General features: G+C 68.9%; 17 protein-coding genes. 4 read left to right on the forward strand and 13 right to left on the reverse strand.

The annotated features are described in order from the left end of the window. Window positions 1-50 precede the first annotated feature (50 nt). Window positions 51-1247 carry a cell wall hydrolase gene (locus ABDZ95_RS00810; protein ID WP_343788892.1) on the reverse strand — a complete coding sequence of 399 codons (1197 nt, stop codon included), beginning with the start codon at window positions 1245-1247 and terminating at the stop codon, window positions 51-53. A gap of 94 nt (window positions 1248-1341) precedes the next feature. Further along, window positions 1342-1821 (reverse strand): Dps family protein, encoded by a 480-nt coding sequence (locus ABDZ95_RS00815; protein WP_343788895.1) that lies wholly within the window; start codon window positions 1819-1821, stop codon window positions 1342-1344. A 214-nt stretch (window positions 1822-2035) separates the two neighbouring features. Between ABDZ95_RS00815 and ABDZ95_RS00820 the strand changes: the two genes are divergently transcribed. After that, window positions 2036-5644 (forward strand): PAS domain S-box protein, encoded by a 3609-nt coding sequence (locus ABDZ95_RS00820; RefSeq protein ID WP_343788898.1) that lies wholly within the window; start codon window positions 2036-2038, stop codon window positions 5642-5644. 28 nt (window positions 5645-5672) lie between these two features. On the opposite strand, the gene ABDZ95_RS00825 is transcribed toward ABDZ95_RS00820, so the two are convergent. Then, window positions 5673-6035: a DUF6481 family protein gene (locus tag ABDZ95_RS00825; protein ID WP_343788901.1), complete on the reverse strand. Its 363-nt coding sequence runs from the start codon at window positions 6033-6035 to the stop codon at window positions 5673-5675. A gap of 179 nt (window positions 6036-6214) precedes the next feature. Further along, the gene (locus ABDZ95_RS00830) at window positions 6215-6400 is read right to left on the reverse strand and encodes a hypothetical protein (RefSeq protein WP_343788904.1); all 186 of its coding nucleotides are present in this window, start codon (window positions 6398-6400) and stop codon (window positions 6215-6217) included. A 448-nt stretch (window positions 6401-6848) separates the two neighbouring features. Between ABDZ95_RS00830 and ABDZ95_RS00835 the strand changes: the two genes are divergently transcribed. Further along, the gene (locus tag ABDZ95_RS00835) at window positions 6849-7994 is read left to right on the forward strand and encodes a cell wall hydrolase (RefSeq protein ID WP_343788907.1); all 1146 of its coding nucleotides are present in this window, start codon (window positions 6849-6851) and stop codon (window positions 7992-7994) included. On the opposite strand, the gene ABDZ95_RS00840 is transcribed toward ABDZ95_RS00835, so the two are convergent. The 7 genes from ABDZ95_RS00840 to ABDZ95_RS00870 form a co-directional block, all read right to left on the reverse strand. Continuing rightward, window positions 7995-8207, reverse strand: coding sequence for a hypothetical protein (locus tag ABDZ95_RS00840; RefSeq protein ID WP_343788910.1), 213 nt, complete (start codon window positions 8205-8207; stop codon window positions 7995-7997). Between the two features lie 60 nt (window positions 8208-8267). Then, window positions 8268-9113 carry a carboxylating nicotinate-nucleotide diphosphorylase gene (gene nadC, locus ABDZ95_RS00845; protein ID WP_343788913.1) on the reverse strand — a complete coding sequence of 282 codons (846 nt, stop codon included), beginning with the start codon at window positions 9111-9113 and terminating at the stop codon, window positions 8268-8270. Between the two features lie 11 nt (window positions 9114-9124). Beyond that, window positions 9125-10633 carry an L-aspartate oxidase gene (locus ABDZ95_RS00850; RefSeq protein ID WP_343788916.1) on the reverse strand — a complete coding sequence of 503 codons (1509 nt, stop codon included), beginning with the start codon at window positions 10631-10633 and terminating at the stop codon, window positions 9125-9127. Continuing rightward, the gene (locus ABDZ95_RS00855) at window positions 10630-11499 is read right to left on the reverse strand and encodes a metalloprotease (protein WP_343788919.1); all 870 of its coding nucleotides are present in this window, start codon (window positions 11497-11499) and stop codon (window positions 10630-10632) included. The genes ABDZ95_RS00850 and ABDZ95_RS00855 overlap by 4 nt, the downstream gene beginning before the upstream one ends. Before the next feature lie 109 nt (window positions 11500-11608). Next, window positions 11609-12688, reverse strand: a complete 1080-nt coding sequence (nadA, locus tag ABDZ95_RS00860; protein WP_343788924.1) for a quinolinate synthase NadA — start codon at window positions 12686-12688, stop codon at window positions 11609-11611. A gap of 79 nt (window positions 12689-12767) precedes the next feature. Next, window positions 12768-13292 (reverse strand): methylated-DNA--[protein]-cysteine S-methyltransferase, encoded by a 525-nt coding sequence (locus ABDZ95_RS00865; RefSeq protein ID WP_343788927.1) that lies wholly within the window; start codon window positions 13290-13292, stop codon window positions 12768-12770. After that, entirely contained in the window at window positions 13273-14376 is a 1104-nt protein-coding gene (locus tag ABDZ95_RS00870) for a bifunctional transcriptional activator/DNA repair enzyme AdaA (RefSeq protein ID WP_343788930.1), read from the reverse strand. The genes ABDZ95_RS00865 and ABDZ95_RS00870 overlap by 20 nt, the downstream gene beginning before the upstream one ends. A 110-nt stretch (window positions 14377-14486) precedes the next feature. Between ABDZ95_RS00870 and ABDZ95_RS00875 the strand changes: the two genes are divergently transcribed. Beyond that, entirely contained in the window at window positions 14487-14723 is a 237-nt protein-coding gene (locus ABDZ95_RS00875; RefSeq protein WP_343788933.1) for a hypothetical protein, read from the forward strand. 63 nt (window positions 14724-14786) lie between these two features. Beyond that, window positions 14787-15101 carry a hypothetical protein gene (locus ABDZ95_RS00880; RefSeq protein WP_343788936.1) on the forward strand — a complete coding sequence of 105 codons (315 nt, stop codon included), beginning with the start codon at window positions 14787-14789 and terminating at the stop codon, window positions 15099-15101. Between the two features lie 9 nt (window positions 15102-15110). Here ABDZ95_RS00880 and ABDZ95_RS00885 read toward each other — a convergent pair whose 3' ends face one another. Continuing rightward, window positions 15111-16886 (reverse strand): SLC13 family permease, encoded by a 1776-nt coding sequence (locus ABDZ95_RS00885; protein WP_343788939.1) that lies wholly within the window; start codon window positions 16884-16886, stop codon window positions 15111-15113. Window positions 16887-16970: 84 nt separating this feature from the next. Continuing rightward, window positions 16971-18050 carry an HAAS signaling domain-containing protein gene (locus ABDZ95_RS00890; RefSeq protein ID WP_343788943.1) on the reverse strand — a complete coding sequence of 360 codons (1080 nt, stop codon included), beginning with the start codon at window positions 18048-18050 and terminating at the stop codon, window positions 16971-16973. Between the last annotated feature and the right edge of the window lie 2 nt (window positions 18051-18052).

An 18052-nucleotide genomic window follows, 5' to 3' on the forward strand; every position in this document is an offset into this window, starting at 1 on the left:
CACAATGCGGATGCGGACGAAGCGTTGCAATAGTCAGGCTTTCTGAGGATTTAGCTGGCCGGACGGCCGACTTCCTCAACAGCCATGGCGGTAGCGCCCGGCGTGACGGTCACGACGGGGGCCGCCGCCGCGGGCGCGGGGCTTTCAAACGCGGCGATGCGGGCGTTGATGGAGGCGATGTCCTCGGGCGTGGCCTGACGGCGGCCGCCCAGCGAGGCGACGCCGACGACGCGGGTCTGTCCATCTATCTCGACGGTGCGCATGGTCGGCTGGCCCGAGGCGAGGGCCTGTTCCATCGCGGCCTGGGCGTCCTCGGCCGTAGCGGCGGCCAGTTGAAGACGCGGGCGCGAGAACCTTGCCTCGTCGATGAAAGGTTCGCGGCCGGAATAGACCTGACGGAAGGCGGCCGGCTCTCCGTAGACGCCCTTCCAGCGATAGAAGATGTGCGCGCCGATCTGGGTCAGCTTGTTCAAGGTCGGCGACCACCACGGATGCACGTAATCGGCGTGATAATGGGTCGCCGTGCCGACGCGCGTGGCGACGTGGCCCGCCAGAGCCCGCTCGGCGACCACGCGGGCGCGATCCCAGGCCCAGCGCACAGGCGTCTGGGCCATGGAGCCGTCGCAGGTGAAGCTGAACTGGCAGCCCGTCGCGCGCTCTGCGCCCTCGAACACCACGCCGCAGACGGTGTTGGCGTAGTTGGGATCGCGAACGCGGTTCAGGATGACCTGCGCGACGCCTTCCTGGCCCTCGGTCGGCTCGAGCGCGGACTCGAAATAGATGGCCTGGGTCAGACAGCGCAAGGCGCGGCGGCGATCCTCGGCCGTAGCCGGGCGGAAGGCGAAGGGCTGGGCCGGGCGCAGCTGACCGGCCGCGAACGGGGTCGCGGCGTTGATCTTCATGGCGTCGAGGCCGGACTCGCCCAGTGCCAGCGTCGGCTTGCCGGCGAGAGTCAGGCTCTCCCAGCCCGGCGTCAGGCCATAGAGCGCGGGCTGAAGCTCGGACGGGTCATGGCGCATGGCCATAGCGATCTGGGATGGCGTCATGCGGCCGGTGATGGCGGCCAGGCCCTTGGCTGACAGGTCGCCGCCCGTGAGTTGGCGCACCTGTTCGACGCGACGATCGATCTCCGGGCGGGGCGTGGAGCTGGCGGCCATGGCGACGCCGAACGCCGCCAGCGCGGCCGGCGCGGCGGCGGCGAGACGGCGACCCGTCCGCTTCAGCGATGTCCAGTCGACACTGGCCATTCCAGCTCCCTTGCGGCGCCAGACGCGCCGCGGCGATGCTTGTGCCCGCCAAGCGGGGCGCTTTTCAGGCGGAAAAGCGCCGTTCGGTCAAGGCTTATCGCCCACCCAGCGTGGACCGCAGCATCCAGGCGAACTTCTCATGGGCGGCCAAACGTTGGGTTACCAGATCGGCCGAAGCCTCGTCGCCGGCTTCCTGGGCGACCTCGAAGGCCGCGCGGGCGGTGGCGATCAGGGTCTCGTGATCCTGCATCAGCTCCTTGAGCATCGGCAGGGCGTCCTTCTCCGGATCGCCGTCCTTGATCGAGGTCAGGTTGCCAAAGCCCGAGAAGCTCTGCGGGGCCAGCACGCCCAAGGCGCGGATGCGCTCGGCGATCTCGTCCAACGCGGCCCAGATATCGCGGTACTGCTGTTCCAGCAGGTTGTGGAAGCCGAAGAACTCCGGCCCGCGGACGTTCCAGTGGTAGCCGTGGGTCTTCAGATAGACGGCGAAGCTGTCCGCCAGCACCTTCGTCAGCGCCTCGGCCACATCCGAGCGGCTGGCTTTCGAAAGTCCGGTGTCAATGGTCGCGGTCATGGAAGCTCCTGAAAGTATTTCGTGTATCCCGAACGGCAGGTAGGGTCCGGGCCCGTCTCCGCAAGGGTCTGCGGGGGCAGCTGAACCATTATCGTGTCGATCGGCGAGAAGCGGGAACGCGCGCGTCGCCGAAGCGTTGCAACAGATCGCGCGACATGCGCGCGTACGGGGGTGGGTGAGTTTGGGGGCGGACGCGTTCTTCAGGCGACTGGCGTTGTCCAACGCTGACCGGATCGGTCACGCGGTGCTCACGGGCTTGTTGTGCGGCGCCTCCGGCGTCCTGCTGCGCATTGCGCTTCAGCCCATATTTGGTGGAGCCAGCGGCCTGACCATCATGCTTCCCGCCGTCCTGATTGCGGCGCTGCGGGCGGGTCAGATCGCGGGCTATACGGCGATCGTAACCGGCACGATTGGCGGCGTATTGATCGCCACCTTCATGGCCGCAGGGATGATCGCGTTCGACGTAAGAACGCTGATTATCGGTGTGACGACCTTTGTCATAGTGGGCGCACTGAGCACCATTCTGGCGGCGTCACTACGACGGACGCTGCGGGATCTGGATGGCACGAACCGCGCCCTCCGCGCCTCGACCACACGCATCGGCGAAACCGAGACCGAGCTGCGGGCCATGGTGGAGCAGGCATCCGCCGGAATCGCGCGCGTGGACCTGCAGGGCCGGGTGACCGGCGCCAATGCCCGTTTCGCAGAGATTCTGGGTCTGACGCCGGAGCAGGCGATCGGCATCACTACGCGCGACGTGACTCATCCAGACGACATCGACTCGACCCTGACGGTGCTGGACACCGCCCGCAGCGGCGGCGAGGGCGAGATCGAGAAGCGCTATATCCGCCCGGATGGAAGCACGGTCTGGGCGCTGACAAGCCTGCGGCCGCTGACCATGGGAGACGGGCGGATCACCGGCCACATCGCCGTGGTCGTCGACATCACCGCTACCAAGGCGGCCGAGGCGGCGCTGCGCGAGAGCGAGACACGCTTCCGTCTGATGGCCGACACGGCCCCCTCCCCGGTCTGGATGACCAATGCGAAGGCCGAGGTGGAGTTCGTCAACGCAGCACTGGTCGAGTTCTATGGCGAGCCCGCGGAGAACATCCTCGGCGACGCCTGGCGTCTGACCATGCATCCGGACGACCAGACCAGCGTGCTAAAGGTCATGGCGGAGGCGCGGATCGACCATTCGCCCTACGGCTTCGACGCGCGCTTCAAGCGGGCCGACGGGGCCTGGCGCTGGATGAAGGTCGGCGTGAACCCGCGCTTCGACGCCATGGGCCAGTTCCTCGGCTATGTCGGCATGTCGTTCGACATCACCGAGACCCGCAATGCGATCGAGGCGCTGGAGCGGCAGCAGCGGCGCCAGAGCTTCCTGCTGGGCCTGAACGACCGCATCCGCGACCTGTCGACGCCCGAAGAGATCATGGCCGAGGTCGAGCGATCGCTGGGCTCCGAGCTGAAGGTCGACCGGGTCGGCTATGGCGAGGTGGATCAGGAGCGCGGGCTGGTCTCGATGAGCCGCGACTGGACCGCCGGCGTGGTCAGCGCACAGGGGCAGTTCCGCCTGTCGGAGCTGGGCGCGGACCTCATCTCCGATCTGGCCGAAGGACGCCTGATCCATATTGCGGACGTGCAGAACGACCCGCGGACGCGGGACGCGGTCGGGGTGTTCGAGCGTCTGCAAACGCGAGCCCTGATGCGCGCGCCCCTGATCCGCGCCGGCCGGCTGCGGGCCTTCCTCTATGTGCACAACGCCGAGGTCCGGGACTGGACCGACGCCGAGGTTAAGCTGCTGGGCGATGTCGCCGCGCGGACATGGACCGAGATCGAACGGGCGCGGGCCGAGGGCGCGGTGCGCGAGAGCGAGGAGCGGTTCCGCGCCATCGCCGATACCGCCCCGGTGCTGATCTGGGTCACCGGGCAGGACCGCGTGCGCGAGTTCGTCAACGAGGCCTATGTCGCATTCAACGGCGGCGGCTACGAGGCCGCGCGGCTGGCGGACTGGCGCGAGGTCATCCACGTCGACGACCACGAGCGGATCATCAGCGAGTCCATCGTCGGCGAGGGCACGGGCCAGCCGTTCTCGATGGAGGCCCGTTATCTGCGGCACGACGGCGAGTATCGCTGGCTGAAGTCCTTCTCGCGGCCGCGGCTGGGGCCGGACAACGAGGTGCTCGGCTTCGTGGGCGTGGCCTTCGACGTGACCGATATCCGCGAGGCCCAGGCGCGCCTGCTGGAGTCCGAGACCCGCTTCCGCACTATCGCCGACAGTGCGCCCGCCCAGATGTGGATGACGGACGAGGCGGGCGAGATCATGTTCGCAAACCGTCGCTTCCGCACCTTCTTCGGCGTGCAGAGGGATGCCGACCTGCCGGACGCCTGGCAGTCGATCATGACAGCCAATGCGCTGGAGGCGCTGTACGCCGACTTCCTGACTGCCGTCCAACATCGCGATCGCTACGAAGCCATGATGGAGGTCGATCATCCGCAGCTGGGCCCGCGCTGGCTGCGCTGCGAGGGCATTCCGCGCTTCGACGGGACAGGCCAGTTCCAGGGCTATGTCGGCGCCAATATCGACGTGACCGACGCCAAGAAGGCCGAGGACGACCTGAAGCGGATCAACGAACTGCTGGAAGAGCGGGTCGGCGAGGCGCTGGCGGAGAAGGCCAAGGCCGAGGCCGACCTGATGCACGCCCAGCGGATGGAGGCCGTCGGCCGCCTGACCGGCGGCGTGGCGCACGACTTCAACAACCTGCTGACCGTGGTGATCGGCGCGCTGGACATGATGCTGCGCAAGCCGACCGATACGGCGCGGATCAAGAAGCTGGGCGATGCGGCGCTGGCGGCGGCGCGGCGCGGCGAAGGCCTGACGCACCAGCTGCTGGCCTTCTCGCGTCGTCAGGCCCTGCGGCCTGAGCCGACCGACCTGAACGCCCTGATCCGGCAGGGCGAGCCGCTGCTGACGCGCGCCGTCGGCGAGGCGGTGGATCTGAAGCTGAAGCTGAAGCGCGGCGGCGCGCGGGTGAACGTGGACCCGGCCCAGTTCGAGGCGGCGCTGCTGAACCTGGTGGTCAACGCACGCGACGCGCTGGGCGACCGCGGCAAGATCACGGTCCAGACCCTGTCCTGCCCGGTCGCGCCCGGAGAGGTGCCTGAGGTCGGGGCCGGCGACTACATCTGCGTGACCGTGTCGGACAATGGCTCGGGCATGGATCCGGACGTCATGGGCCGGGTGTTCGAGCCCTTCTTCACCACCAAAGCGATCGGCAAGGGCACGGGCCTTGGGCTGAGCCAGGTCTATGGTTTCGCGCGACAGAGCGGCGGCGGGGTGCGCATCGCTTCCACAGTCGGGCGCGGGACGGAGATCCGGGTGTATCTGCCCGCCATCGCGGCGGGGGAGACCGTCGTCGAGGACCAGATGGACGTCGCGGAGGCAGTCAAGGCCGTAGCCGGACGCAAGCTATTGCTGGTCGAGGACGATGCGGGTGTCGCCGCCATCGCGCTGGAGTTGCTTCAGTCGATGGGGATGGACGTCACCGCCGCAGAGACCGCGCCCGAGGCGCTGACAGCGCTGGAGCGGGAGGCGTTCGACATGATGCTGAGCGACGTGGTCATGCCCGGCGGCATGACGGGCATCGAGCTGGCGCGCGAATGTGCGCAGCGCTGGCCGACGATGCGGATCGTCCTGACCTCGGGCTATGCCGGCGACGATGTGGACGAGGCGCTGAAGGGCGCGCCGTGGCCATTCCTGCGCAAGCCCTATTCGGGCGAGGAACTGGCGAAGGCTCTGGGCGAGGAGACGGCGACCGCCTGACCGTCACCGGCCAGGCGGTCAGTCGATATCAGCGCTGACGCGCCTTGCGGGCGGCGTAGCGAGCATCGCGCGCGGCCTTCTGCTCTTCCTTGGACAGCTGCTTGCGCTCCTTGCGGGCGGCGCGCTTCTCGGCGTCCACGGCTTCCTGGGCGGCCATTTTCTCGGCGAGACGGGCGGCTTCCTTCTCGGCCTTCTCGCGCCGCTGCTCGGCCTTGGCCAGTTCGTGCTGCTGGCGCAGGGCCTCTTTCTCGGCGGCGCGCTTCTCGGCCAGCTTCTCGAACTCGGGGTCCGGAGCAGCGGCCTTTGGCTTGAACTTGGCGAGAAGGGCGGCCTTGGCGTCCTTCTGGGCGGAGATGCGGTCGTTGAAGCCGGTTTGTTTCAGATCTCTCATGCGAGGGGTCGTCGTATCCTTGATGATTTCAGATGCGCGGACGTAATGCGCGAGCGCTTGGCAGGTGTTGGGCGAGCAGGCTCAGCCCAAGCGCGGGGTCCGCTAACCCCATATAGGGTCAAAAAGCAAGATTGCACGGGCGCGGCAGACGCCGCGCCCGGCGAACTGTGGCCGTTGGGTCAGCGCGGACGCTGGGCCTGACCAACGGCCGTGCCGGCTGCGCCACCCACGGCGGCGCCGACCGGACCCGCGACGACGGCTCCTGCGACCGCGCCGGTGGCGGCCTTCTGTTCGATGGAATGTCCACAGGCGGCTGCGGCAAGGCTCAAGCCGGACAATACGATGGCGGTGGCGAGGCGTTTCATGACGATGTTCTCCTGGACTGGAGACTTCGAAACGTAGCCGTGGCGAATCCGGTTCCGATGCACCACCCAGAGATGTTCGACCGGCATTTTCGTACCGCGATTAAAATGTCCGAGCCATCGGACAATCATCTACAGACTGGAACGCGACCAGTTCGTGTCATGTCCATGATGTGAAATACGGTATTGGCCGCATCGACTGATGTAGTTTGCAACATCTCGCATATGCGTAAACTTGTGAATGCACCGCAACGTGCGACACATTCTGCCCACAGGCGGAATCTTGCGAATCAACCACATTCGCGCCACAAACGGCTGGCTTAAGGCGCGTCCCCGACGGCAGGCCTGTTCGCCGAGCGTCGGTACTGCAGCTGGAAAGTCCCTGAAACAGGGCTCCGGCGGCGAGACTACCCGGGGGCGGCACTGCGCCCTGCCGAACAGGATTGAGCCTTTGTCGAGCCCCTCGCAGTCGCGTGCGACGTCTTCTGCCGACCGTATTGTCCGGATTCGCCCGGGCGCGGCAGCAGCGGCCTTCGGCGCACTGGTCGGACTGGCCGTCGGCGGCGCCTATCTGGGCGGCGCGGCAGCCAAGGCCTCGACATTGCGGACTCAGGCCGAGCGCATCCAGGGCGCAACGGCCGCAGGCTTCACCGAGGAAGCGCTAGCCGCCGCGGCCGGCGGACTGGACGAAAGCGCGCTGACGATCGCGCGTCGTCATGATCCCTATATGGTCGCCGGCAGCGCCCAGCGCGATCGTCAGGCGGAACTGCTGACCGCCCGTCTCGAACAACTGCGCAGCCAGCGCGACGCCGGCCTTCGCCGCGTCAGCCTGACCGGCCCGGCCGCCCAGCCCTTCCGTCTGGGCAATGCGCTGGACGCCTCGCGCGACCTGGATTGCCTGACGCAGGCCGCCTATTACGAAGCGCGCGGCGAAGGCCGCGACGGCATGCGCGCCGTGGTTCAGGTGGTCCTGAACCGGGTGCGCCACCCGGCCTTCCCGAAATCGGTCTGCAGCGTGGTGTTCCAAGGCTCGGCCCGCAGCACCGGCTGCCAGTTCAGCTTCACCTGCAGCGGCGCGATGCGCGGCCGCGTGAACCGCGCCGCCTGGGACCGCGCCCGCGACGTGGCCTCCTCGGCCCTGTCCGGTTCGGTCTTCGCGCCGGTCGGCAACGCCACCCACTTCCACACAACCGCCGTCTCCCCGTCGTGGGGCGCTTCGCTGGTGCGGGTGACGCAGGTCGGCGATCACCTGTTCTATCGCTTCGGCGGCCGTGCGGGCTCGAGCTCGTCGTTCCGCTATGCCGCCCGCCCGTCGCTGGCCTCGGATGAGCCGCGTCTGGTGCAGGCCAGCATGGATCCGACGGGTCCGGTACGCGAGGCCGGCGCCATCGCCTATAACCTGCTGGTCCAGCAGGAAGGCGCGCAAGCTCCGGAGCCCACCACTGCACCGGCTACGCGCCAGCCCGCTCCGGCCACATCAGCCGCGCGTCAGACAGGTCCTGCGGCCGCAACGCCGCGCCAGCCCGCCGTTTCGATTCAGCCGATCGCGGCGGCCCAGCCGGCCAGCGCCGAAGTCGCGACGCCGACCGCCTCGTAATCACCGCTCCTGGGTCTTCCACTGCGTCGTCATGTTTTGACGCAGGTTCCCGTAGCGGCCTTGGGTATCCAGATTGACGTCCGCGTCGCCGGGCTGACCCGACTGTGCGCCGGTCTGCAGATCGCGACGATCCATCTGAGCCTCTTCAAGGCTCTTTCCACCGCGATTGGCGAAGCTGCGCTGCTCTTTCGGAATGCGTGGCGCATGGGTCATGACGGGTCTCCTCTCGGTTAGAGAACCGCCCGACGCCGGGGTCGTTCCGAGATTTCGCCGTTAGATGGCGTCCAGACCGATATCCAGCGACGCCGCCGAATGGGTCAGGGCGCCGACGGAAATGACGTCCACGCCGGTTTCGGCGATGCCGCGCACCGTCTCCAGATTGACCCCGCCGGAAGCCTCCAGAACGACGCGGCCGGCGGTCAGGGCGACCGCCTCTCGCAGCATCGGCAGGGTGAAGTTGTCCAGCATGATGACGTCGGGCGTCTCGGCCAGAGCCTCGGCCAGCTGGTCCAGCCCGTCGACCTCGACCTCGACCTTCATCAGATGACCGGCGGCGGCCTTTGCGCGGCGCACGGCCTCACCCACCCCGCCGCAGACGGCGACGTGGTTGTCCTTGATCAGGATGGCGTCATCCAGACCGAAGCGATGGTTCAGACCGCCGCCGCACAGCACGGCGTGTTTCTCCAGCGCGCGCAGGCCCGGCGTGGTCTTGCGGGTGTCGGCGATGTGGGCCTTGGTCCCGGCGACGGCGTCCACATAGGCGCGCGTCAAGGTGGCGATACCACTGAGGCGGCCCAGCAGGTTCAGCGCCGTCCGCTCGGCCGACAGGAAGGCGCGGGCGTCGGCCTCGACCTCGGCCAGAACCGCGCCGCCCCCGAAGGCGTCGCCGTCGTTCAGCTTGAGCGAGATCGTCGCGTTCGGGTCCAGCGCCAGTACAGCGAGAGGCACGCAGCGGATACCGGCCAGCACGCCAGGCTTGCGGGCGGCGAAGACGGCCTTCATGCGCGCGCCCTCGGGGATGCAGGCGGCGGCGGTGACGTCGCCCGCGCGGCCCAGATCCTCGGCCAACGCCATGCGCACGACGGGCTCGATCACGATATCGGGCAGGGCTCGGATCATCGCAGGCTCCGTCACTCGGCGGCGAGGACGGCCGCAGCGGCGTCCCGTTGCAGGCGGGTATGGCGCGCTTCGGCGGTCCCGGGGAAATCGGCGCGGAAGTGGCCGCCGCGGCTTTCCTCACGCGCCAGAGCCGAGGCGGCGATCAGGCGGGCGGCAGTCAGGGCCGGCGCGCCCGGCGTTTGGAGCTCCAGCCGGTCGATGAGGGCAAAGGCCTGAGACAGGCCGGAAGCGTCGCGGATGACGCCGACGTGGTCGCTCATGGCGCGGCGCAGTTCGGCGCGGGCGCCGTCGGACAAGTCGGCGGCGACGGCCGGCTTGATCGTCTTGCCTTCTCCCGCTCGCTCGGCCGCGGCGGCGCGGCCCGTGCGACGGCCGAAGGCGGCGGCCTCCAGCAGGGAGTTGGAGGCCAGACGGTTGGCGCCGTGCACCCCGGTGGAGGCGCATTCGCCGACCGCGAACAGGCCCGGCAGGCTGGTGCGGCCATCCGGATCCGCGGCGATCCCGCCCATGCAGTAGTGGGCGGCAGGGGCGACGGGGATGGGGCTCTCACGCGGGTCGATTCCGGCGCGCATGCAGGCGGCGAAGACGGCCGGGAAGGCAGTCGGGAAATGAGCGCCGACCGCCGCGCGGGCGTCGAGGAAGGCTCCGCGGCCGGAGGCGCGGGCGGCGTGGACCGCACGGGCGACGACGTCGCGGGGCTTCAGGTCGGCGTCGTCGTCCTCCCCCAGCAGGAAGCGGCCCTGTCCGTCGATCAGGCGCGCGCCCTCCCCGCGCAGGGCCTCGGTGGCCAGCGGCATGGGGTCCAGGCCGACGTCGATGGCGGTCGGGTGGAACTGGACGAACTCGGGATCGACGATCTGCGCCCCGGCCGCGAAGGCCAAGGCCATGCCCTCGCCCATCAGGGCGGCGGGCGTCGTCGTCTCGGCGAACAGGCCGCCGGCGCCGCCGGTGGCCAGCACCACGGCGTCGGCCAGCACCTGCACCGTCCGATCACCACGCTGGATCAGGGCGCCGCGCACCCGGCCGGTCGCGTCCTGGATCAGGCCGCGCAGGCGTCCGTCCTCCCAGACCTCGATATGGGGCGAGGCGCGGACGGAGGTCACCAGAGCAGACAGGATAGCCCGGCCAGCCCCGTCGCCGCCGACCCGCGCGACGCGGGCGGTGGAGTGGGCGGCCTCGAGGCTGACGGCGAAATCGCCGTCCTCGTCACGATCGAACGGCGCGCCCATCTCGGCCAGCCATTCGACGGTCTCGCGCCCGGCTGAGGTCAGGGTGCGCGCGACGTCGGGATCGACCAGCCCGGCGCCGGCCACGCCGGTGTCTGAGGCGTGCAGGGTCGGGTTGTCGTCGATGGTCAGGGCCGCGGCCATGCCGCCTTGGGCCCAGGCCGAGGAGCAGGCTTCCAGCAGCGGCGCCGGGGTCACGACCAGAGCCTTGCGCGGCGCGGTCTCCAGCGCGGCCGAAAGGCCGGCCAGACCGCCGCCGATGATCAGGGGGCCGTCGTGACGAAGGATGCTCAACGATTGAACTCGAAGATGCCGGCGCCGTGCGCGAAGGCCTCGGCGGCGTTCGGCGCGCCGGGCACGAGGGCGGAGAAGCCGACGGCCGCACAGGCGATGGCGGTGAGGATGAACAGGCCGACCGACTGGCCGGCCTCCTTCCACGTCAACTGACGCCCTTCCGGACGCCAGGCGCCGCGGCGCAGGTGGCCGATCAGGGCAATGGCGAGGAAGGCGGCGAAGATCCAGCTGCCGTTGGAGATGCCCCAGAAGACGACAAGTGCGCCGATGGCCAGCATGACGCCCATCTCCACCATCGGGTGGATGCGGGCCAGCACCGGGCCGAGCGCCTTGGAGCCGTCCAGCGGCGGGGCGGGAGCCAGATTGATCAGGTTGAGGAAGGCCACGACGAACACGCCCTGCAGCCACGCGCCCTGCCCGGTCGCCAGATACAGGCCGTAGAAGGGGATGGCGGCCAGCAGGCCGAACGCGGGGCCGGCCAGCGAGACCAGCACGCCGTGCCACTCGCTCTGCGGCAGGCGCTGGCTCTTCGCCAGACCACCGAGGAAGGGGATGATGTAGATGCGCGCGGGGCCCATGCCGAGGCGGTTCATCGCCAGCACATGGCCATACTCATGCACGAACAGGCCGAACAGCAGCGCCACGACCATGATCAGGCTGCCGGTCAGGTACCAGATGAAGGCGCCCAGCAGCAGGGTCGAGGCGATGGCCCAGGCAGGATGCTGACCCTTGTCCAGCGGCGGCTCGTCGGCCTGCGCGCGGGCGGTCTCGACCGGCGCGGCCTGTGCAGCAACGGCGTCTTCAGGACGGGAATCCCACGGGCCGCGGCGCGGCGTGGAACGAGGGGGCAGGTCGGTGTCGCTCATGCCTTCGATCTGGCCTTGTCCGCCCGCGACCACAAGGCCAGGAGGGCCATAAGCCGCAGGGTTTTCCGGTCGACCGACGCCACGGCGCGGACCGGCGGGACGTAGTGCATCAGATCAGCTCCACATCGACATGGTGGCGGGCGCGGATCAGGTCGTAGCGCGCCGGCACGGCCGGCGGCGGCAGATCGATCATGCGCTGAACAGCAAGACGGGCGCGCTCGGCCATCTCCTCGGGCACCGTCACCTCGAACTGCATGTTCAGCAGACAGTCGCGGATGTTCTCCAGCGTGATCCGCTTCATGTGCGGGCACAGGTTGCACGGGCCGACGAACTCGACCTCGGGCACGTCGCCCTTGATGTTCGAGGCCATGGAGCACTCGGTGATCAGGACCACCCGCTTCGGTTTCCGCTGCTCGACATAGTCGGTCATGGCGGCGGTCGAGCCAGCGAAGTCGGCGGCGCGCAGGATCTCTTCGGGACACTCGGGGTGGGCCAGAACCTCGGCGTCCGGCCAGGCGTCGCGCATGTCGGCGATGTCCTGCACCGTGAAGCGCTTGTGCACCTCGCAGTGGCCCTTCCAGGCGATGATGCCGACCGTGGTCTGGGCCGCGACGTTGCGGGCCAGATACTCGTCGGGGATCAGGATGACGCGATCGACGCCCCACTCCTTCGCCGCCCATTCGACGATCTGCACCGCGTTGGCGCTGGTGCAGCAGATATCGGTCTCGGCCTTCACGTCGGCCGTGGTGTTCACATAGGTGATGACCGGCAGGCCGGGGTAGCGCTGCTTGATCAGACGCACGTCGGCGCCGGTGATCGAGGACGCCAGCGAGCAGCCGGCGCGCAGGTCGGGGATCAGGACGGTCTTTTCCGGGCTGAGGATCTTGGAGGTCTCGGCCATGAAGTGCACGCCGGCCTGGACGATGACCTTGGCCTTCGACTTGGCCGCTTCCTTGGCCAGGCCGAGGCTGTCGCCGACATAGTCGCCCACGCCGTGGAAGATCTCGGGCGTCATGTAGTTATGGGCCAGGATGACCGCGTCGCGCTGTTTCTTCAGCGCATTGATCTCGCTGATCAGCGCCGCCTGAGCGGGCCATTCCATCGGCGTGACATGGTCCTTGACCTTGTCCCACACCGGCGCGGTTTCCCGCTCAAGCTCTTTCGACAGTCCGAACATTCCGTCCGCCATCTGATGCACTCCCTACTTATGCTCAAAGTTAGCATAAGTCGAAGGCGAATGTAGGCCGACTGTTGGGAAACGCAAGACCTCAGGCGATGAGCGCGCCTTCATGCGCCAGCAGCCAGCGCTTGCGCTCCAGCCCGCCCGCATAGCCCGTCAGTGTCCCGTTGGCGCCGATCACACGATGGCAGGGGACGATGACGGCGATGGGATTCTGACCGTTGGCCAAACCGGCGGCGCGGACAGCCTTCGGTGAGCCGATGGCGGCGGCGAGTTGGCCGTAGCTGCGGGTCTCTCCGATCGGGATGGCGCGCAGGGCGGCCCACACCGACTTCTGGAACTCGGTGCCGCCGGTCTTCACCGGCAAGGCGTCGAGCGCCCGGACATCCCCGTCGAAATAGGCCAGCACGGCCTTGCGCACCGGCTCGGGCGCGCGGCCGTCGGTGAGAATCGCGCCGGGGCTGTGGCGGGCAAGCAGGCGATGCATGCGCGGCTCGTAGCCGACGAAGTCCAACGCCCGCACAGCGCCCTCTGGCCCGGTGATCAGCAGCACCTCGCCGACCGGGGTGGTCAGGCGGTCGAGGGTCAGGGTCTCAGGCTGCGCGTTGCGCATCGTCGTTCTCCTTTGGATCGGCGCCGCAGATGCCGGCCATGGCCAGATGCAGCGCCCCATAGGCCCGCCATGGCCGCCAGCGTTCGGCGCGCAGTGTCAGGCTGTCGTCGTTCAGTCGGTCGTTCGGCGGCTCGGCGCCCTGGTCGATCCAGTCGCCCGGCAGGCGCAGGCCCGGCCGGGCGGCGAGCAACGGCGCCAGCACCGGATCGGTCGACAGGTCGCGGGCGATGGCCTCGGGGTCAGCGGACAGGTCGAAGACCCGGCGCACGCGGGCCAGCACGCCCGGCACCGCCTTCAGCTCGGCCGTCTCGACACAGACAGAGACGCGCCCCGGCCCGGCGGGCTCGACGCTGACCTGTCCCTCCGCGCCGTCGACGACGCGATCCAGCGGCCGGCGCCAGCATGCGCCTTCGACGGCGTCACCGCGGGCGGCCAGCGCCGCCATCATCGCGTCCCAGTCGTAGGGCGGGCGGTATGGCAGGCTGAGGATCACCCCGCCCTCGTGCGCCCGCTCGCCATGCCGGCGCAGGGCCGAGGGCGGGCGGTCGTACAGGGCCTGAAAGGTCTCATTGAAGCGACGGACGCTGCCGAACCCGGAGGCCAGCGCCACCTGGGCCATCGACAGGTCTGTCTGGTGGATCAGGGCCTTGGCCAGAAGCACACGCCGCGTCTGGGCCACGCTGACCGGAGCGGCGCCGAGATGCTGGCGGAACAGGCGGCGCAGGTGGCGCTCGCCGACGCCGAGACGGCTCGCAAGGGCGTCGACATCGCCGCCGTCCAGCGCGCCGGCCTCGATCAGGGTCAGGGCGCGGCTGACGGTATTGGAGGTGCCGCGCCATGCGCCCATGTCGGGCGCGGTCTCGGGGCGGCAGCGCAGGCAGGCGCGGAAGCCGGCTTCCTCGGCCGCGGCGGCGGTGACGACGAAGACCATATTCTCGCGCTTGGGCGTCCGCGCCGGACAGACCGGACGGCAGTAGATGCCCGTGGTCTTCACGCAGCCGAAGAACCGGCCGTCGAACCGCGCGTCGCGCGTCAGCACGGCGCGGTAGCAGGCCTCCTGATCGAGCTCGCTGGCGTTTTCCATGGCCGGACCATAGGTCGGGACACGGTCGAACGCTCGCGGTTTTCGGACATGGGCGTGGTGACGGACCCAGCCGGAAGGGATAGCCTCGGGAACAGTCTCATGGAGCGCAGATGCGGGCCTTGATCGCCATACTCCTGCTGTTGTTCGCGACCGCCGTCGGCGCCCTGGAGATTCTGGCGCTGATCGATCCCGTGGGTGCGAAGATGGCCGATGATGGGGACCCCTTCGGCGATCCGGCTCGTTCGTGGGTCTCCCATCCTGCATCCGCCGCGATGATTGTGGCGCCCGTGACCGGAGCCGTTCTTCTGTTGCGCGGGCGGAAAAAGGGGCTGATCGTCCTCCGCTAACCCGCCCTTCATCCCCGGCGGCCAGCATGGGCAGGCTGTTGTCGGGAGACTTGGATGCGTGTCATGGCTGCTGTGCTGGTCCTGGTCGGAGCACTGGCGGGATGCCAGCAGACCGGCCGCTGGAACGCCGCCGATCCGGTCCACTGCCTGACCATCTTCAGCCTGGCGAGCACCGGCGCTGCGGCATCTTCGGATACAGCACTGGCGAACGACATGAACGCGCGGATGCTGCGCCTCGTCCAGGCCAACGGCGGCGTGCCATGGCTTCAGCAGGTCACGCCCGAAAGCCAGCGCCTCGCCGCTGAGCTCGAAGCGGCGCCCGACAAGGAATTCGCCCGCAAACTGCTTGAGGACTGCATGGCCAGGCATTCAGCCTGACGCTCGCCCCTACAGCGGCCAGAACAACAGGATCAGCGGCGGCCCGGCCAGCAGAACCAGCAGGCTGAGCGGCGCGCCCAGCCTCGCATAGTCGCCGAAGCGATAGCCGCCCGGCCCCATCACAAGCGTATTGCACTGGTGGCCGATGGGGGTGAGGAAGTCGCAGGCTGCGCCGACGGCCACTGCCATCAGGAAGGCGTTGGGATTGTAGCCCAGCTGCGTCGCCAGACTGGCGCCGATGGGGGCCACGATCAGCACGGTGGCGGCATTGTTCAGGAAGGGCGTCACGGCCATCGAGGCCAGCATCAGTCCGCCGACCGCCAGAACGCCCGGCAGATAGGTGAAGGCCCCGCTGAGCCAGCGGGCGATCAGGTCGGCGCCGCCGGTCTGCTGGATGGCGTCCGAGACCGGGATCAGGGCGGCGATCAGGATCAGCAGTGGACCGTCCAGCGCCGCATAGGCCTCGCGCATCTTCAGTCCACCCAAGGCCACGATCACCACCGCCGCACCGAAGAAGGCGATGGCGACCGGCAGGACGCCGAAGCCGACCAGGGTCATGGCGATGGCCAGCACCACCGCCGGCAGGAAGCGCTTGCGCACGCTGCCGAGGCGGACGTCGCGCTCGGCCAGAGGCAGGAGATCCAGCGCCTGCAGCGCGCCCGGCAAACCCGCCTGCCCGCCCTGCAGCAGGATGACGTCGCCGGCTTGCAGCTTCGCCGAGCGGAGCTTCTGGGTCAGCTCATAGCCACTGCGGGACACGCCGATCAGGTTGACGCCGTGCTGGCCATACAGGTCGACCGCGCGCACGGACTGGCCGGACAGGGGCGAGTTGCGACCGATGACCGCCTCGACCACCTGCACCTCGTCGGTCGGCTGCATCAGGGCGACCGGGCGGTTCTCGCGGACCAGCTGCAGCCGGCTGGCGGCGAGGAAGGCCTCCAGCGCCGTGGGGCCGCCCTCGATCAGCAGGACGTCGCCGGCTTTGACCTTCACGTTTCCGCGCGGGGTCGTGGTGCGCTGGCCGTCGCGGATCAGGGCGAGGATGCGGACCTCCCCCTCCCCCATCTCCGTCAGCGCCTTGATGGTCGAGTTGGCGCTGACCCAGTCTTCGGGCGCGCGGGCCTCGGTGGCGTAGCCGTTGGCGGACAGGGCCTCGCCCATGCTGACCGCGCCCTTGCGGTCCTTCGGCAGCAGGCGATAGCCGAAGGCGAGGAAGATCAGGGCGATGGCCGTCAGGGCCAGACCGACCGGGGCGTAGTCGTACATGCCGAAGGGCGTGCCCAGCATGTCGTTGCGCACCTCGGCCACGATGATGTTGGGCGCGGTGCCGACGAGGGTCACCATGCCGCCGGCCATGGCGCCGAAGGCCATCGGCATCAGCAGGCGCGAGGGCGAGCTGCCGGTGCGGCGGCTGACCTGCAGGGCCACCGGCATCATGATGGCCAGCGCACCGACGTTCTTGGTCACCATCGACAGCAGGGTGACCGCGACGGTCAGGACCGGCGTCTGGCTGCGCTCGGTCTTCAGCAGAGGCAGGACACGCTTCAGCGCCATCTCGACGATGCCGGACCGGGCGAAGGCGGCGCTGACGACGAGGGCCGCGGCGATGATGACGGTGACGTCGTTGCGGAAGCCGTCGAAGGCGGCCTCGGCCGGGATCACGCCGATGGCCAGACCGAGGACAAGGGCGCCGAGCGCGATCAGGTCGTAACGGAAGCGCCCCCAGATGAAGGCGACGATCGTCAGTCCCACCAGCCCGAAGGCCAGCCCCTGCTGCAACGTCACGCCCACGCCTCGCGAAAAGCCCCCGCGGCCGGTGCGCCGCGGGGGCCTAACGCCCGAGCTTTCAGTTCGCTGCGTGCGCCCTGATCAGGCCTTGCCGGTCACCAGCCGGACCACCGCGCGCAGGACGCGCCATGCGGCGTGGAGGAAGCCGAAGACCACGATCAGCATCAGGATTCCGCCGACCGTCCACCAGCCGGTGTCGATCATCTCGCGCACCCGCCCGACGACGGCCTCGATGGTCGGCTCGTACACCACCGGCGACAGGGGCGAGGCGATCCAGAGCCAGGCGAACAGGGCGGCCTCGGCCAGGCCGAAACCGATGTCGCCCAAGGCCGTGAAACGAACGCCCTCTGGATGTGCGGCGCGGGTCAAGTCGAAGGCGATCCGCACCAGCAGGACCGCGATCACCGGCCAGTAGAGCAGCGTGTGCAGCTGACCGAGGATCTCGACATAGTCGACCCCGCCGACGACCGCGCCGAAGCTCTCGGGCGTGGTGTGGGTCAGGGGCAGCCAGCCGATCCACCACAGCAGCACGACCCCTGCGCCGACCGCGCTGGCCAGGGCGCGAACAGTCGGCGAGGTCGGCGCGCTGACGAACAGCTTGCTAGGCTCCCACTCGCCCGTCGCCCTTCCACGCGAAAGCGCTTCGAAATTCAGGCCGCCTCCAAACTCGAACAGGCTAAGATCCTGGACCCGCCACTCGCGCAGGAAACGCGGCTTGCTCTTCTGGCGCTCGATGATCAAGGCCGCGACGGTGGCGAAGCCGATCAGGATGATGCCGCTGTTGAAGACGCTGCGGAAGGCTTGTCCAACAGCCTGACCTGCCTCCACGTCACCGACAATGACCCGCACCACGATGCCCAGCAGGGCGATGGCGGTGATGGCGATCAACCCTGCCTTCACCCCGAAAATCCACCACGGGTACAGCTCTGGCCCGACCACATGCTGCGGGCCGGAACCATAGCGGGCCGCGACGATCAGCGGGTGTCCGACCTCGCGCAGGATCTCCTCCTGCTCGGCCGGAGTGAGGGGGCGGCCCAGCGCCTCCTCCTTTTGCTCGCAACGGCTCAGGATCATGTCGCGCAGCTCGGCGATGATATCGACCCGTTCGCTCTGCGGCAGCTGCGCGGCGACGGCGTTCAGGTAGCGATCAATCAGGTCCATCA

Source organism: Brevundimonas kwangchunensis (assembly GCF_039523815.1).
In the GTDB taxonomy this organism is placed as follows: domain Bacteria; phylum Pseudomonadota; class Alphaproteobacteria; order Caulobacterales; family Caulobacteraceae; genus Brevundimonas; species Brevundimonas kwangchunensis.

Coding starts and splice junctions, on each gene's coding strand:
- ABDZ95_RS00810 (WP_343788892.1), bottom strand. CDS start 1,247: ATGGCCAGTGTCGACTGGACATCGCTGAAGCGGACGGGTCGCCGTCTC.
- ABDZ95_RS00815 (WP_343788895.1), bottom strand. CDS start 1,821: ATGACCGCGACCATTGACACCGGACTTTCGAAAGCCAGCCGCTCGGAT.
- ABDZ95_RS00825 (WP_343788901.1), bottom strand. CDS start 6,035: ATGAGAGATCTGAAACAAACCGGCTTCAACGACCGCATCTCCGCCCAG.
- ABDZ95_RS00830 (WP_343788904.1), bottom strand. CDS start 6,400: ATGAAACGCCTCGCCACCGCCATCGTATTGTCCGGCTTGAGCCTTGCC.
- ABDZ95_RS00840 (WP_343788910.1), bottom strand. CDS start 8,207: ATGACCCATGCGCCACGCATTCCGAAAGAGCAGCGCAGCTTCGCCAAT.
- nadC (WP_343788913.1), bottom strand. CDS start 9,113: ATGATCCGAGCCCTGCCCGATATCGTGATCGAGCCCGTCGTGCGCATG.
- ABDZ95_RS00855 (WP_343788919.1), bottom strand. CDS start 11,499: ATGAGCGACACCGACCTGCCCCCTCGTTCCACGCCGCGCCGCGGCCCG.
- nadA (WP_343788924.1), bottom strand. CDS start 12,688: ATGGCGGACGGAATGTTCGGACTGTCGAAAGAGCTTGAGCGGGAAACC.
- ABDZ95_RS00865 (WP_343788927.1), bottom strand. CDS start 13,292: ATGCGCAACGCGCAGCCTGAGACCCTGACCCTCGACCGCCTGACCACC.
- ABDZ95_RS00870 (WP_343788930.1), bottom strand. CDS start 14,376: ATGGAAAACGCCAGCGAGCTCGATCAGGAGGCCTGCTACCGCGCCGTG.
- ABDZ95_RS00875 (WP_343788933.1), top strand. CDS start 14,487: ATGCGGGCCTTGATCGCCATACTCCTGCTGTTGTTCGCGACCGCCGTC.
- ABDZ95_RS00880 (WP_343788936.1), top strand. CDS start 14,787: ATGGCTGCTGTGCTGGTCCTGGTCGGAGCACTGGCGGGATGCCAGCAG.
- ABDZ95_RS00890 (WP_343788943.1), bottom strand. CDS start 18,050: ATGGACCTGATTGATCGCTACCTGAACGCCGTCGCCGCGCAGCTGCCG.